This is a genomic window from Paeniglutamicibacter psychrophenolicus (assembly GCF_017876575.1).
Lineage (GTDB): Bacteria > Actinomycetota > Actinomycetes > Actinomycetales > Micrococcaceae > Paeniglutamicibacter > Paeniglutamicibacter psychrophenolicus.
Genome location: NZ_JAGIOE010000001.1, coordinates 1,374,831 through 1,389,545 on the forward strand (window position 1 = coordinate 1,374,831; position 14,715 = coordinate 1,389,545).

The following is a 14,715-nucleotide window of genomic DNA, read 5'->3' on the forward strand; positions in this document are numbered from 1 at the left end:
GTGGAAGGTGCGGGGGCCGATGCCGGCGAGGGTGGCGTTCATCGGCCGGGCCCGGAAATCGGGTAAGCGCAGGCATGTTGTGGATGGGTGCACCGTGCCACCATGGGACCATGCAGATACCACTGCGGCCCGAAGACCTGCGCTCCTGCCTTTCCCACCCGCGCATCATCGTGGACACCGCCGCGGGACAGGTGGAATACGCCGACCGGGGCCCGGGGGAGCCGCTCCTTGCGGTGCACGGCACGCTGGGGGGCTGCGACCAGGGATTGGTGGCCACCGAATTCTTCCGGGCCAACGGGTTCCGCATCATTGCGCCGAGCCGTCCGGGCTACCTGGGGACCCCGCTGTCCACGGGAAGTTCGCCCGCGGAACAGGCCGATGCCCTGGCGGCCCTGCTGGACGAGATCGGCATCAGCAAGATCGCGGTGTTTGGTGGCTCGGGCGGTGGCCCGGCGGCCTATGCCCTGGCCGCCAGGCACCCGGAGAAGGTCTCGCGGCTGCTCCAGGTCGACTCCATCAGCCAAGCGGTCGCCCCGGTGCCGTTCGCCAGGCTGGGCGCCAGGGATTCGGCCATCAAGCTGCAGCTGTGGTTCCTCCGCCATTCCGCGGCGCCGATGCTGAAGTTCCTGTTCCGGCGGTTCGGCCAGATGCCCGGGGCCCGGGCCGCCGACCTGGCGGCCTCCGTGGCCGCCGATCCGGTCCGGGTTGCGCATCTCGAGGCCATCCTCCTGGCATCCTCCGGCTGGGCCGGACGCCGCGAAGGGCTCGACAACGACCTCGTGACGTTCAGGGCGCTGGCCCCGTTGGGCCTCGAGGCCATCACCTGCCCCACGCTCATCATGCATGCCTCCGGGGACGCGACCGTGCCGCCGGAGAACGCCCGGAACGCCCACGAGCGGATCCCCGGCTCCGAGCTCTACTGGATGGAGGGTTCCCACCTGTCCTTCTTTCTCGAGGAGGGCGACACGGCCCCCGGCTACGCGCTCGAGTGGCTACGGGGGAACAGTCCCGCGGGCCGGGTGCCCGAGCCAGGGCCTTGAGCAAGCCGCATTCCCGTGGGGTGGCGGGAAAAGGAAATCGCCGGGATCCCCGGCACTGCGGGGATCCCGGCGAGCCGCCAGGTGGAACTTCGGGCAGGATCAGGCGCTGGCCACGGTGAAGCGGCGGTGCAGGTGCCTGGGTTCCTCGAGTTCGTCGAGCGCTGCAACGGCGAAGTCGCCGGTGGTCACGTGGTCCCCGGCCGGGGAGTCATTGCCCAGCACGATGTTGCCGGTGGGCTCACCCGGGGCAATCACCGGGGCCGGGGCCAGCATGGTCCAGTCCAGGCCCGAGGCCGAGGTGTAGAAGTCCAGGACCTCGCCCATGGTGCGGGCCTCCGGCTTGTACTCCTCCGGGAAGCCCGGGGTGTTGAGCAGGCGCACCCCGTCGATCTCGGTGGCTCCGGCTCCGCCGACGACGAAGACGCGGGCCGGGACCAGGGTCTCGGAGATCTCTTCGTGGGCGTCGATGAACGGCTGGTGGGATTCGCCGGTGCGCGATGGCGGGATCGAGAAGACGACGACGTCGTTTTCCTTGGCCAGTGCGCGGTAGGCCGCTGTGTCGCCGAGCTCCGCGACGGCTGCGGAAGCGGCTCCGGCGACGTCGCGCCCGCCGCGGGACACCGCGGTGACCTCGTGGCCACGCTTGGCTGCCTCGGCAACGATCTGGCTGCCGACCATTCCGGTGGCTCCGTATACGGCAATCTTCATGGGTGGTTCCTTGATCTCTAGGGTGGCGGGCGGGGAGGCCCTACCGTGACATTGCCTCTATGGTATCTAATTGATATCGAGTACCTCAACGTAATATGGTTACCTCATGGATACCAATGGTGCGGCTTTCGATGTCATGAGCCCCGACTGCCCCTCGCGCCTGATCCTGCAACGCATGGGGGACAAATGGACGCCGCTGGTGTTCCTGGCCCTGGAATCCGGGCCCCGCCGCTTCTCCCAGCTGAGGGCCGACATCGGTGGCGTCACTCCCAAGGTTCTCACCCAAACACTTCGCCAGCTAGAACGTGACGGCTTGTTGACCCGCACCATCTACCCCGAGATCCCGCCCCGGGTGGAATACGAACTCACCGGCCTGGGAACAACCCTGCTTGGCCCGTTCGCCGTGATCCGCGACTGGGCGCAAACGCACGCCGCGCAGATCCTCGAATCCCGCGACAGCTTTGACGAGAAGGCCCAAGCTCGTTGACACGCAACGCCGCTTGATGACGAGTCCCCGCGGCGACGAATCGGCACCCTGCACCCGGCGACGGTATCCTCAACCCCAGTAGTGAGAAGCCCCTTCAGCGGTTAGGAATCCGAAGAAACATGCTGGCATTGGTCGCCGCCGCCCCCATCGTGGTGGCCATGGCCCTGTTCTTCGCCAAGACCAGGGCTACCACCATGGCGACCTGGTCGCTCGTCACCGGGGTGCTGGCAGCAATCTTCTTTTTCCCCACCCCGCTCGGTGACCTGCTGGACGCCGGGGCCATGTTCGGCCCCACCATCCTCGAGGTGCTGCTGATCCTCTTCGCCGGGGTGCTGCTTTCGCGCATCACCACCGAAACCGGTGCCATGGACAGGATCTCCGGCTGGCTGCGCCAAAGCTCATCGAACCAGCAGGCCGGAACGGTGCTGGTGATCTTCGGTCTGGTCCCGTTCGCCGAATCCGTCACCGGATTCGGCATCGGTGTCACCGTGGGAGTCCCGCTGCTGCTGCAGCTGGGGCACTCGATCAAGCACTCGGCGATCCTGAGCCTGCTGGGACTGGTGGCCGTCCCGTGGGGAGCACTCGGCCCCGGCACCCTCGTAGCGGCGGACCTGGCCGGACTCACCCTCTTCGACGTGGGCGTGCGCTCGGCCCTGATGACCCTGCCGGTGGTCCTGGGCGCGGGAATCGCGTCCTGGCTTGTGCTGCGAGCAGGCTCGCCGAGGCCCGGGCGGCTGCTGGCGCACCTGCTGGGTGCCGCGGTGCTGCTCAACGCCGGAATCCTCGCTGCCAACCTGCTCATGGGAACCCCTCCGGCAGGCATCGCCGGTTCCCTGCTGGTGCTGGCCGTGCACCTTCTGGCGTTCAGGGCCGGCGGAACCCTGGTGCCCGCCGGACGAGCGGTCTGGGTGGCGTTGCTGCCCTACGGGGTGCTCACCGTCGGGCTGCTGGTGGCCAGGGCGTTGACCTCGCCCATGGAACCCTCGCTGCTCAAGCGCGCACTGACCAGCGGCGGGGTGTGGCTGGTTGTCGCCTGCCTGGTCGCGCAATACGCCTCCGCCTCGCTGGGCGGAGGCAACCGGAAACTGCGCACCCGGGCCCATCTGGCCTACCGAAGCTGGATCCCGATCGGGGTGACCACCGGGGGATTCACGATCCTCGGAGCCCTGCTCGCTGCCACCGGGATGGGCAGGGAACTGGGTGCGGCGCTCGCCGGGATCGGCACCGGGTACCTGGTGCTGGGTCCGGTCATCAACGGGCTGGCCGGCTTCATCTCCGGATCCAACACCGCGGCAAACTCCATGCTCGCGGCCACCCAGGCGCAGGCGGCCACCGCGATGGGGTCCTCGGTGCTGCAGATCGTCGCGGTTTCCAATGTCACCGCCTCGATGGCCACCATGCTTGCGCCCTCGCGGATCCTGCTGGCCTACGAGCTGGCCATCCTACCGGTGGCGTCCATTTCCGGTTCCGTCCCGGACCAAGCGCCGCCGAGCGAGCACGAGGTCACCGCGTGGATCGCCCCGCGGCTCGGAATCCTCCTGGCCATTGTCGGTACGCTGCTTGGTCTGGTTACCTGGGCGATCCACTAGCTCACTGTCGTCCAATGCCCCCGTCCGCTATCAATTCCGGCGGTCGGGGACGAGCATTGGGGCCATGGACACCCGACGGTGTGCCGGTGAGGGTACTGCCAGCAACTCCTGAACCATTGGGCCGCAAAGGCGATATGCCTCGCATAGGTCGTGGGTCGGGGTTCAACCGTGCTTGGGTTGGCTGGGGCGCCGGTGATGCTCTCGAGTCGTTTGGGGATTGCATCGTGCCCAGAGCCACTGGCTTCCATGTCTTGGGTTATGCGCTTATTCATGATCTGCACTCTGGTAGAAACTTCATTGAATAACTGGACCAAGCAGACCAGCTGGACTATCTAACACACACATGATCAACTTGTCCAACAATCAAAACCCAAAAAACGGGATGAGAGTTGTAAAGGAGATGAGCATGGACGTCGATGTCGTAGCCCTGTTGCGCGAATTGGATTTCGGGATCGCAGAAGGCACCAGCGAACGCTCCTGGCTGCTGCGCTCGCCGGAGGGGGAGCGTTTCCTAGTCAACCTTGCAAAGCCGACCGAACGGATTACTGCGCACATTCTACGGAGCTACAAACCGCATCGGGGCTCGCCTGTCCGCCCACTCTATGCCGGTCGCACGGCAACCGCCGGTGTTATTGAACGGGCTAGGGCAGGTGAGATCGACATGCTGCTCGAAGAGCCCTTGCAGTTGATTTTGCACGGTCTGGTTTTCACGGCCGAATATGCCGACCAGCCGGTTCAAATACAGCAACGTTCACGCAGGATGGCGTGGGTACGCTGGGCCGTGAAACGGTGTCTTCTCTTGGCAGATGATCCCTTACGCCAATCGGAGATTGCGCGGCTCGTCGGCACTAGTCAGCAGTCTGTTTCTAACGTGTGTCGACAGCTTGGCGAACTCGTCACCGCCACGCCGGAAGGAACGGTAACCCGGGAACCCCAAGCCCTTTTGGAGCACTGGCTGAAAGAGTATCCCGGGGCCGGAGGACAGCAGTTCGGCTGGTACAGCCTAGACCCTATCGTTGAGCAAACGCTCAAAGCGGTTCAGGAAGCTCAGTTACTCGATGCGCACCCATTGGTCAGTGGCGATGTGGCTGCTGACCGACTAATGCCGTGGAAGCTGCCCGCTCGTGGTCGAATCTATATCAGCAGCCCCATTGACCTTGCCGACGTCGGGTTTGTGCCGGCACCACTGGATGAAGCCACTTTGGTCACCTGCGTGCCGGCAGACCCAACGCTGTGGCGGCTGACCGAGCTTGGCACATTCCCCGTTTACGATGACGTGGAGCTTGCTGATCCTGCCCTCGTTTACTGGGACGTGCATGACAGCAACGACATTGACAGCATCGAGGCGGCTGAACACCTTGAAGCACTCATCACAGGGATCCCTTCACTATGAATGAACCACTGACGATCCATGTATATGCGTTGAGCATCTCCGACGCTCTGGGATATCGCGGGCAGAAGGCCGTGGCCGATGCCACGGTCAAGGGGAGCGAATACCGAATTATTGGTGGGCATATGGTGCGCTTGTTGTTGCATGTTTACCCCACCGCGGCGGCCATACCTCGTTCAACCACCGACGCCGATACCGCCATCGGCGACCTTGAAGTCGCGGCTCCTCTAACGCAGAACTTTCTTGACCAGAATTTCACTAAACAGGGCGGGAATCTGTTCTACCGAGAAGTGGCGCCCGGACAACGTATTGAAATCAACGTTCTAGCTCCTCGGACGGGACCAACCCGCGGTATCAAACCAAGGACTGTTCCAGGCGTAGGCCAGATCGACACACTCCCAGAGCTGGCCTACGTATTCAACCACGAACCCCTGATCCTGAACGTGGAAGCAGAACTAAGTGAGAGCGAAACCATCACCTATCAGACGCGTGTACCTGACGTTGAAGAAGCAGTGGTGCTAAAGGCCCATGCGTGGAGAGAGCGTCAATCCGCGAAAGACGTTGCTGATCTGCACACGCTACTGGAAATCAGGGAAGCCCACCCCGAAGTGCCCTGGCATCTGCACGAAACAAATCCGATTGGGTTCCGCAAAGATACCGTGGAAATCCTGCAGACCCTACGTGATGGCATGGCCCGCAAACGCACGCCCTTCGCTGTGCCCAACAACTTGAACAAGATTCGCTTCGCCGCACTCATAGCCAAGCACGTCACCCGAAACCGGTAAGACCGGCCAGGGGCAGCATCATCACTGGCCACTGGCCACTGGCCACTGGCCCCTGGTGCCGGCGGCCGGTGGGGGCATACCGTGATCGGTCCTTGCATACCCTGAACAGGGATCGGTCCGGGTTGAATGACTCGCCCTGAAACGCCTAACAGCGTTCCAGCGCCGCTGCGCGCCGTGGAGCCGCCTATTCGTCCTCGGAGGAATGCAGTCGGCGACGTGCGCTGAGCAGTTCGACCTCCGGGCGACCCGCGACCAGCCGCTCGATCCCGTCGAGCACCTCGATCACGTGCGCGGCGTCCGCCGCGACGAGCCCAGCCGCCACCCCGGCGCGCCGGTGCAGCTCCTGCCCGCCGGTCTCCGCGACGGAGACCTCGAAGCGGCGTCTGATCTCGGCCAGAAGCGGGCGCACGACGGAGCGCTTGGCCTTCAGCGAGTGCACCTCGCCGAGCAACAAATCGAACTCGATCCATCCAAACCACATGGTTACATCATGCGCCACGCCTCACCGGATTTCCGGGCAGGCGGGGCTGTGCGTGGTTTCTAGCGCACACCGTTCCCGGCGATGGCGGCGGCCAGCACCGGGGCCAGGCGCTTGACGCCCTCGCGGATCTTCTCTTCGGGGACCGCGCTGAAGGCCAGGCGCAACCGGTGGCTGGGGGCGTCGTTCGGGCTGAAGGCGGCACCCGGGATGAAGACCACCCCGGCCTCGATGCCCTGGGACAGCAGCGCGTAGGTGTCGATGCCCTCCGGCAGGGTGACCCAGATGAAGAACCCGCCCTCGGGCCGGGTGTAGCTGACACCCTCCGGCATGTGCTCGTCCAGCGCCTCGAGCATCGCCGCGCAACGCCCGGCGTAGAGCTCCCGGTAGGTCTGGATCTGCCCGCGCCAGTCGTGCCCGTCGAGGTACTTGCTGATCAGCATCTGGTTGAAGGTTGCCGGGCAGAGCGTGACGGCCTCGGCGGCGAGGTAGAAGCGGCGGAACAGGTGGGTCGGAACCACCGCCCAGCCGATGCGCAGGCCGGGGGCCAGGATCTTGGAGAACGATCCCATGTAGATGACGTTCTCGGGGTAGTCGGCGCGCAGCGGGCGGATCGGCTCGCCGGAGTAGCGCAGCATCCCGTAGGGGTTGTCCTCCAGGATGAGGATGTTCTCCTCGATGCAGATCTCGGCGATCTCCGCGCGGCGCTCGGCGGCCAGGGTGATGCCCGAGGGGTTGTTGAAGTTGGGGATCGTGTAAAGGAACTTGATCCGTGCACCGGCCTCGCGCAGCTGCCCGATGCGTTGGCGCAGCGCGGAGGGAATGAGCCCGTGCTCGTCGGTGCCGACGGGTTCGGCGTGCACCTGGTAGGCCTCGAAGGTGTTCAGCGCACCCACATAGGTGGGGTCCTCGCACAACACGGTGTCCCCGGGATTGCAGAAGACCTTGCAGGCAACATCCTGTGCGGCTTGTGATCCGGTGGTGATGACAATGTTATCCGGGTCGACCCCGGTGATCCCTTCCTCGGCCATCACCTCGCAGATCTGGGCGCGAAGTTCCTCGGTGCCTTGCCCGCTGCCGTATTGCAGCGCCGTCATGCCCTGGGTCGCGATCAGCTCCGAGGCCATGGCCCCGAGCTTCTGAAGCGGCAGGGACTGCAGGTACGGGTTGCCGCCGGCCAGCGAGACCAACGACGGGTCCAGCGAGAGCTCAAAGACGTCGCGGACCGCGGATTGCTTGATATGCGAGGCGCGCTCGGAGAAGAGCGACTCGTGCGCGGCGGCGCGTTCGAGGGCGATTTCGGTTTCACTGCCCGCAAGGGGTCCTGTAATTGAGCTCACACCCGAACTTTATCAACACTTGTTGCCTATAAGTCAACATCCGATTATTTTTGGCTCAAATACTTGTTGATGTCGATCCCGTTGACCAGTATCTTCGCTTCGCCCGTGCCCGCGGCGACCATTGCGGTGTAGGTGAGTTGGGCAATGATGCGCGGGTCGTCGCACACCCCGCCCGAGCTGATCTGCCCGGAGAGTTCCACCGTGACGGTGTCGCCGGCGACGGAGGAGGAAACGTAGGTGAGATCGGAGCTCGCAAGCGCATTCATCAAGCCCGATTGGCCGTGCTGTGCGTCCTTGTCGTTAAGCAGGTCGCTCATCGCCGCCTCCACCTGGCTGGCGTACACCACCGGCCCGGTCTCGGTGGCCACGATGCTGTCGCCGCACCCGATCATCGGGCCCGATTTTCCCTGGTCGTTGAGGGCGACATAGAAGATCGTCAAGGCGGAAGTCATGGTCGAAGGGCTCGTGGCGGGCGCTGTTTGCGAGGGTGACGGTGTGGGCGTGGGCGTGGGTGTTGGTGTCGGCGTCGCCGAGGGGGACGGGGTGGCGGTTGTCGGGGTGTCCGTTGCCGGTGCCGTGGACGAGGGGACCCCGGATTGCGAAATCCCGGTGGTGCTGGGGGCTTCGGCCGGGCCGCCGAAGCAACCCGACAGGGACAAGGCCATGCCGGCACCCGCCAACGAGGCCAGCGAAAGCCTGATCAATCGATTTCGGAGCATGGCGCCCAACCCCTTCTTGCCAACGTTGCCGGCCACTGCGGCCACTTCCAACATAGGTAGGATGCGGGCGCCGAAACCAGCACGGTGGTGTTGCGGTTGGGTCTATTCCGGGGTGTCGGTGGGGCTTGCTGCCCGTGCATCCAGCCAGGCCTGGACGGCGGCCGGCCGGATCCGGCGGTGGGTGCCCCGGTATTCGACCGGGATGGTTCCCGAATCGGTGAGCTTGCGCAGGTAGCTGGCCGAGACCCCGGCCATTTTCGCCGCCTGCGAGGTGTTCAGCAGCGACTCGACGGTGCTCACGCTCACCTCGTCGCCGCGCGCCATGCGCTGCAGGACATCGATGAGCGCCGCATGGGCGACATCCGGCAATTGCAGGGTGGTGCCGTTGACGAAGACGGTGGTGTCTGCGGACTCGTCCAGGGCTGCCGCGAGCCGTGCCGCGGCCTTCTTCTCCAGCGCGGGGAAGGCCCGGACCTTGCTCAATGACGGTGTGGGAGACGACATGCTTCCATCATGCCCGATGCCGCACCAAAGCGCGGGTCGGGCGCGGCGGATGACGGCGCCCGCGCCCGGATGGCACGGAACCGAACGCCCCGGGCAACAGGGGAATGTTTCACGATCGTTGCGCCGAGCGGTGGCGTGGGCGCGGCGAAATGCCGTAGTGTGTTACTTACGGTCTAAAGAAAGTACTGACCAGTGCACCATCGCCGTACGCCCCAACCCCGGGCCGGCTGACGCACAGCGAGGCTAGCAAATAGGCGCTCACACATCGATGTGGGAACGGCTGAAACCTACGACATCCACGATCATCGAATCGATTCCTCGCTCCGATACATTTCAGAACTTTCTAGGAGACCCTCATGTCCATCGATGCTTCCCTCGACGCCGCCGCAGCCATCACCGAAGCCGACATTTTCGACGCCCACCTCGGTGGCAAGCTCAGTGTCCAGTCCAAGATGCCGCTGACCACCAAGCGCGACCTCTCCATTGCCTACACCCCGGGCGTCGCCCAGGTTTCCCGCGCCATTGCCGCGGATCCGGCACTGGCCGCCACCCACACCTGGGCCTCGCGCCTGGTCGTGGTGGTCTCCGACGGAACCGCGGTGCTGGGCCTGGGCGACATCGGCGCAGCCGCCTCGCTTCCGGTCATGGAAGGCAAGAGCGCGCTCTTCAAGGAATTCGGCGGCCTGGACTCGATCCCGCTGGTGCTGAACACCACCAACGTCGACGAGATCGTCGAGACCCTCGTGCGCCTTCGCCCCAGCTTCGGCGCGGTGAACCTCGAGGACGTCTCGGCCCCGCGCTGCTTCGAACTCGAAGAGCGCCTCATCGAGGCGCTGGACTGCCCGGTCATGCATGATGACCAGCACGGCACCGCCGTGGTGGTGCTGGCCGCGCTGATCAACGCCGCCAAGGTCGCCGGCAAGGAACTGGGCCAGATGCGCGCGGTCATTTCCGGTGCGGGTGCCGCCGGCATCGCGATCTCCGAGATCCTGATCAACGTCGGTCTGGGAGATGTGGTGATCGTCGATTCCAAGGGGATCGTCCACCGCGACCGCGACGACCTGAACGCCGTCAAGGCCAAGTACGCAGCCATCACCAACAAGGAAGGGTTGATCGGCGGGATCCGCGAGGCCCTCGACGGCGCGGACGTTGTGGTCGGGGTTTCCTCCTCGAAGTTCGAGGAAGCGGACCTGGCGAAGATGAACGAGAACGCGGTCATCTTCGCGCTGTCCAACCCGGACCCGGAGGTCATGCCGGATGTGGCACGCAAGTACGCGGCCGTCGTCGCCACCGGCCGCTCGGACTTCCCGAACCAGATCAACAACGTCCTGGCCTTCCCGGGCATCTTCCGCGGCGCCCTGGACGCCGGCGCCCGCCGCATCACCCCGGCGATGAAGCTTGCCGCAGCGCACGCCATTGCCGAGCTGGCCGAGGAGTCGCTCTCCAACGAGTTCATCGTTCCCTCGCCGCTTGACCCGCGCGTCATACCGGCGGTCTCCGCCGCCGTCCAGGCAGCGGTAGTCGCCGAGTAGCGAACACCCAGCAAGGCATCCCACGAAGGGGCGCCGGACAGGTACACCGGATACCCGGGACCCTGGCCGGCGCCCCTTCCTGCATGGCACCCGGTCCGGTCGAACAAAGCGGATGCTCCCCGCCCCGGGTTTCACCGATGGACCTCCGCCAGGTGCCCATCGGATAGAGCGGAAGGGGCAGGTCCAGGAACCACTCCGGGATGCAAACCCGGGTCCGGGCGTGACGCAGCATGTCGGAAAATCCGGACAAGAGACCTGACACAAGCGGGCCGACAAGTCTGCAGATGACAATTCGGGGCGATTCATGACTCGTATTGGCCGTCCATGACAGGCCGTTTGATCGGTCCCGCATTTCTGGGCTGAACTGCGTGGGCAGAGGTTCACCAAACGACCGGCGAACCGGGACCCGCCGAGGAGCAACCAGTGACCAATCGCCAGCCGGCGTACCGGAAAGAACCAACCAGCGACTCCCGATCCGTGGACCCACGCCACGCCACCACCTGGGTTCTTGTCAAGGGAACGCCGTTGGCCCTCGCGGCCGTCGGTGCATTGTTGGCCCTGACCGCTTGCGGGGGATCGGTCCACGCTGACCCGGGGAGGGGCGCCAACCGTGTGCCGGTCAACCCGGGAACCCATGTCCGCGCCATGACCGGCAACGAACCGACACTTCTGGCCACGAGCCGGAAACGCTCCGACGGCCGGCATTGGACGGAGGCATCGGCCCCCGGGGCAAAGCACGGGCCGGGAAGGCTCGATCGCCAACACCGGGACAGAGGCGCAAAGACCCGTGTTCCGGGTCGTCGAATTCGCCGCCGTCATACGTCCGGGAAGTTATCCACAATTTTCAAGAAACGCCCCACAGCATCGGGGGAACGGCGAACACTTGGTGGTGTCAGCGAAAGATCCTAGTGAACCAAGGAGCGGGAACCATGTGCCTCCAATGCGATGGGTGGTCGGCCGCGGAAGTCGAACGCCACATCAACAACCTGATCGAACAGCACGGCTGGGCCTTCCAATACGTGGAGGACCCGAACCCCCGTCGGTGCTTCGGCTACACCATGGGGCTGACCAAGCTTGGCGAACCGGAGTTCCTGGTGCGCGGGCTGGACATGGCCGACACCAACAAGATGTTCAGCGGCTTCGTCTCGTCGGTGATCGAACGCCGCGAACACTTCGACAACGGGCACACCGCAAACTGGGTGGACGGGAGATTGCTGTATTTCTCCACCATGCTCGGGGCCACCAAGTACGCACTGGGCGCGTACGCCCGGTACGGGCACGGCACCCGGGTGCTGGAAATCCATTTCATGGACAGCGAGGTGCCTCCGGCCACCCTGGCGCTGATGTACAAGTCCTTCTCAGCCACGGCCGGTTACGGGCCTGTCCCCGGCCGGAAACGCTAAGGGCAGGGGGTCGAAATGTTGTACGGACCGGCGGCGGATCCCGAAAGCCTGGCGTTGCTGCAACCATTTCGCGACCAAATCGAGCGGGAAGAATACTGCATCGTCAATGATGCCGACTCGGAACACCGGCAGGAGGTCTGCTACTCGGTCGGGCTCACGCAGCGGGGCCTGCCCGAGCTCATCGCCGGGATGGAGGACTTCACCGAATTTCCGCAAGGCACCCCGAGCCTCATGCACCATCTCGTTCGTACGTTGCTCGCGCGTGGCGGCAACTACGGGGAAGGGGACATCTTCGAATTCCACGGGCAGTGGGTACGCCTGGTGCCGGAGACCTTGTACAAGGCGCAGTGCAACGTCAACCTCGGCCTCTACGGCGAAAAGTTCTCCTTGCTGCAGGTCGCACCCTGTGCCCCGAATCCGACCGAACGCAAGGGCACCCAGCCGATCTGCCTGAACTGATGCAGTGGCAATGGCTGCCAGCGCCGTCCGGCGCGTGCACGGGGGAGTTGGGTGTGCAGACGGGCCCGGCGCTCGGCACGCTCGCGCGCGACCTCGGCATCGTGCGGGGCACCGACCGCCGCGTGCTGCTGATTCCGGCGCAGCATCCGGTAGCCCAAGCACATGGCCAAGAACCGCATCGGGGTGAAGTGGACCAGCGCGGCGCCGGTGTCAGGCCGGGTGGTCAGATCCCAGCCGCTGCAGGCGAAGAACGCCAGCACCACATAGGGCATGAACAATCCGCCGGCATCGTGAACCTGCCTTCCCCCTGCAGGAGCGGGCGGCGGCATCGGTAAACGTTGTAGCGGGCCAGGATGATGGTCCACACGAACATGAAGCACGGCCCGGAAATCGTGGTGACCGGCGTGAAGGTTCCCGCCACCTGGGGTCGTACCGTCTTTTCTGCCATGGCGCGCGGTCCTTGTGGAAATTGGTGCGCGTTTGCCTGTGACGGCCGACATAAGACCGAGAATCGGTACGCCCAGTTGACGCCGCCCGCGAAACATTCTCGACGCTTACGGGCGCCAATCACGGGTTTGGCGCACTTTCGCGACATGGAAGGCTCGCGGCGCCCCTCGCGTTGGTACCTTGGCATGCGTTGTCGGTAGGCTGGAGGCATGGCATTCCGTAATCGTCGCGCAGCTAACCTTCCAGCAAAACTCTCCCGCTCTTGGCTGCTTGTCAACGCCTCGAAGCCCGAGGACTTCGGCCCGGCGCTCGCGTCCGAGGCCGATTCGGTGATCTTCGACATGGAAGCAGCCGTCCCGGATGACAAGAAGGATGCCGCACGCGACGCCGTGGTCGAGGCCCTGTCAACGGGCATGACCGCCTGGGTGCGAGTCAACGGCATCGACACCGACTTCTGGGCCAGGGACCTGGCCGAACTGTCCAAGGCCCCGGGCCTGCGCGGGGTCATGCTCGCAATGACCGAGAAGCCGGAGCAGGTCACCTACACGGCCATGCGCCTGCAGGCGGGCACCCCGGTGCTCGCCCTGGTTGAAACGGCGCTCGGCATCGAGAACGCCACCGCCATCGCCTCGGCCCCCGGAACCTTCCGCCTGGCCTTTGGCGTCAACGACTTCCGCAAGGACACCGGAGTCTCCGGCGACCCGCTGGCCCTGGCCTACGCCCGCGGCAAGCTCGTGGTGGCCTCGCGTGTGGGCAAGCTCCCCGGCGCCATCGACGGCCCCCCTGCACCGGGCGCGGAAGCCGCCGAGGTCCTGGCCGACTCCGCCGTCACCGCCTCGATGGGCATGACCGGCAAGCTGGCGCTCTCGCGCACGCAGGTCGACGAGATCAACCTTGGCCTCTCGCCGAGCATCGACGAGCTGTCCTGGGCCCACGAAATGCTCGAGGCACACGCCGCCGGCGCTTCGGTGGGCGACGGTTCCTACCTGCCGCGTCTGGCCCGTGCGCAGAAGATCGCCGACCTGGCCGATTCCTACGGATTGTGGAACGCCTAAGCCCCGTTCTTTCCCTCGGCCCCCGTCCCGGAGCTCTGCTCCGGGACGGGGGCCGAGCTGTTTGCCGCGTCCTTGTGTCCCGCGGCGCGCGGGCAGAGACTTGAGGCATGAACCCGGAACCAAAAACCCGCCCGCACGGTGGAACCTGATGGCCAGCCTCTACGAAAAGCACCTGTTGCCGCGCCTGGTCGCGTACTCCTGCGGCAACGCCTCGCTGGCCCCGCTGCGCGCCAGGACATGCACCGGGCTGCGCGGGAAGGTGCTGGAGCTGGGGTTCGGCTCCGGGACCAACGTGCCGCACTACCCGAGGTCCGTCACCGAGCTGGTGGCCATCGAACCCTCCGACACCGCCTGGCGGCTCTCGGCCCCTGCACGCGCCTCCTCCGCCACCAGGATCCTGCGCGGGTCCCTCGATGGCCAGTCGCTTACCGAAGAAGACGGCGGCTTCGATGCCGCCCTGAGCACGTTCACGCTGTGCACCGTCCCGAACGCGGGCGCGGCGCTGGCGCAGATCCACCGGGTGCTCAAGCCCGGGGCGGCGCTGCACTTCCTCGAGCACGGACTGGCACCCGATGAGAAGGTCGCGCGCTTCCAGCGAAGGGTCGAGCCCATCCAGAAGGCGCTGGCCGGCGGCTGCCACCTCACCCGCTCCGTGGAGGGGATGCTGCTGGCGGCGGGCTTCGAGATCACCGGGTTGGAGACCTTCTACCTGCCCGGGGCCCCGCGCTTCGAGTCCGCGCTGAGCCTGGGCACGGCCATCCGCCCGTGACGGGCGCGGC

General features: G+C 65.4%; 16 protein-coding genes. 11 read left to right on the plus strand and 5 right to left on the minus strand.

From position 1 onward, the window contains the following. The first annotated feature begins 110 nt into the window (after positions 1–110). A complete protein-coding gene (locus JOF46_RS06060; RefSeq protein WP_209906497.1) occupies positions 111–1,040 on the plus strand; it encodes an alpha/beta fold hydrolase in 930 nt (309 codons plus the stop codon). A gap of 99 nt (positions 1,041–1,139) precedes the next feature. Here the strand turns inward: JOF46_RS06060 and JOF46_RS06065 are convergent, their stop codons facing one another. Beyond that, positions 1,140–1,748, minus strand: coding sequence for an NAD(P)-dependent oxidoreductase (locus JOF46_RS06065; RefSeq protein ID WP_209906498.1), 609 nt, complete (start codon positions 1,746–1,748; stop codon positions 1,140–1,142). Between the two features lie 106 nt (positions 1,749–1,854). Between JOF46_RS06065 and JOF46_RS06070 the strand changes: the two genes are divergently transcribed. The 4 genes from JOF46_RS06070 to JOF46_RS06085 all read left to right on the plus strand — a co-directional run bounded on the left by JOF46_RS06070 (position 1,855) and on the right by JOF46_RS06085 (position 5,999). Beyond that, positions 1,855–2,235, plus strand: coding sequence for a winged helix-turn-helix transcriptional regulator (locus tag JOF46_RS06070; protein ID WP_209906499.1), 381 nt, complete (start codon positions 1,855–1,857; stop codon positions 2,233–2,235). A gap of 119 nt (positions 2,236–2,354) precedes the next feature. Beyond that, positions 2,355–3,824: an L-lactate permease gene (locus JOF46_RS06075; protein ID WP_209906500.1), complete on the plus strand. Its 1,470-nt coding sequence runs from the start codon at positions 2,355–2,357 to the stop codon at positions 3,822–3,824. A gap of 406 nt (positions 3,825–4,230) precedes the next feature. Continuing rightward, positions 4,231–5,217: a helix-turn-helix domain-containing protein gene (locus JOF46_RS06080; protein ID WP_209906501.1), complete on the plus strand. Its 987-nt coding sequence runs from the start codon at positions 4,231–4,233 to the stop codon at positions 5,215–5,217. After that, positions 5,214–5,999: a nucleotidyl transferase AbiEii/AbiGii toxin family protein gene (locus JOF46_RS06085; RefSeq protein ID WP_209906502.1), complete on the plus strand. Its 786-nt coding sequence runs from the start codon at positions 5,214–5,216 to the stop codon at positions 5,997–5,999. Before JOF46_RS06080 ends, JOF46_RS06085 begins: the two co-directional genes overlap by 4 nt. 184 nt (positions 6,000–6,183) lie before the next feature. On the opposite strand, the gene JOF46_RS06090 is transcribed toward JOF46_RS06085, so the two are convergent. The 4 genes from JOF46_RS06090 to JOF46_RS06105 all read right to left on the minus strand — a co-directional run bounded on the left by JOF46_RS06090 (position 6,184) and on the right by JOF46_RS06105 (position 9,040). After that, entirely contained in the window at positions 6,184–6,480 is a 297-nt protein-coding gene (locus tag JOF46_RS06090; RefSeq protein WP_209906503.1) for a DUF503 domain-containing protein, read from the minus strand. 59 nt (positions 6,481–6,539) lie between these two features. Further along, a complete protein-coding gene (locus JOF46_RS06095) occupies positions 6,540–7,808 on the minus strand; it encodes an aminotransferase-like domain-containing protein (RefSeq protein ID WP_342592540.1) in 1,269 nt (422 codons plus the stop codon). Between the two features lie 53 nt (positions 7,809–7,861). Continuing rightward, positions 7,862–8,536, minus strand: a complete 675-nt coding sequence (locus JOF46_RS06100) for a GerMN domain-containing protein (protein ID WP_209906505.1) — start codon at positions 8,534–8,536, stop codon at positions 7,862–7,864. Between the two features lie 102 nt (positions 8,537–8,638). Then, positions 8,639–9,040: a helix-turn-helix domain-containing protein gene (locus tag JOF46_RS06105; RefSeq protein WP_209906506.1), complete on the minus strand. Its 402-nt coding sequence runs from the start codon at positions 9,038–9,040 to the stop codon at positions 8,639–8,641. 356 nt (positions 9,041–9,396) lie between these two features. Between JOF46_RS06105 and JOF46_RS06110 the strand changes: the two genes are divergently transcribed. The 6 genes from JOF46_RS06110 to JOF46_RS06135 all read left to right on the plus strand — a co-directional run bounded on the left by JOF46_RS06110 (position 9,397) and on the right by JOF46_RS06135 (position 14,705). After that, the gene (locus JOF46_RS06110) at positions 9,397–10,572 is read left to right on the plus strand and encodes an NAD(P)-dependent malic enzyme (protein ID WP_209906507.1); all 1,176 of its coding nucleotides are present in this window, start codon (positions 9,397–9,399) and stop codon (positions 10,570–10,572) included. A 929-nt stretch (positions 10,573–11,501) separates the two neighbouring features. Next, positions 11,502–11,975 carry a DUF4262 domain-containing protein gene (locus JOF46_RS06115; RefSeq protein WP_209906508.1) on the plus strand — a complete coding sequence of 158 codons (474 nt, stop codon included), beginning with the start codon at positions 11,502–11,504 and terminating at the stop codon, positions 11,973–11,975. A gap of 15 nt (positions 11,976–11,990) precedes the next feature. Beyond that, positions 11,991–12,434 carry a hypothetical protein gene (locus JOF46_RS06120; RefSeq protein ID WP_209906509.1) on the plus strand — a complete coding sequence of 148 codons (444 nt, stop codon included), beginning with the start codon at positions 11,991–11,993 and terminating at the stop codon, positions 12,432–12,434. After that, positions 12,434–12,769 carry a hypothetical protein gene (locus JOF46_RS06125; RefSeq protein ID WP_209906510.1) on the plus strand — a complete coding sequence of 112 codons (336 nt, stop codon included), beginning with the start codon at positions 12,434–12,436 and terminating at the stop codon, positions 12,767–12,769. Before JOF46_RS06120 ends, JOF46_RS06125 begins: the two co-directional genes overlap by 1 nt. A 321-nt stretch (positions 12,770–13,090) precedes the next feature. After that, entirely contained in the window at positions 13,091–13,936 is an 846-nt protein-coding gene (locus JOF46_RS06130) for an HpcH/HpaI aldolase/citrate lyase family protein (protein WP_209906511.1), read from the plus strand. A gap of 148 nt (positions 13,937–14,084) precedes the next feature. Continuing rightward, entirely contained in the window at positions 14,085–14,705 is a 621-nt protein-coding gene (locus tag JOF46_RS06135) for a class I SAM-dependent methyltransferase (protein ID WP_209906512.1), read from the plus strand. Positions 14,706–14,715 lie beyond the last annotated feature (10 nt).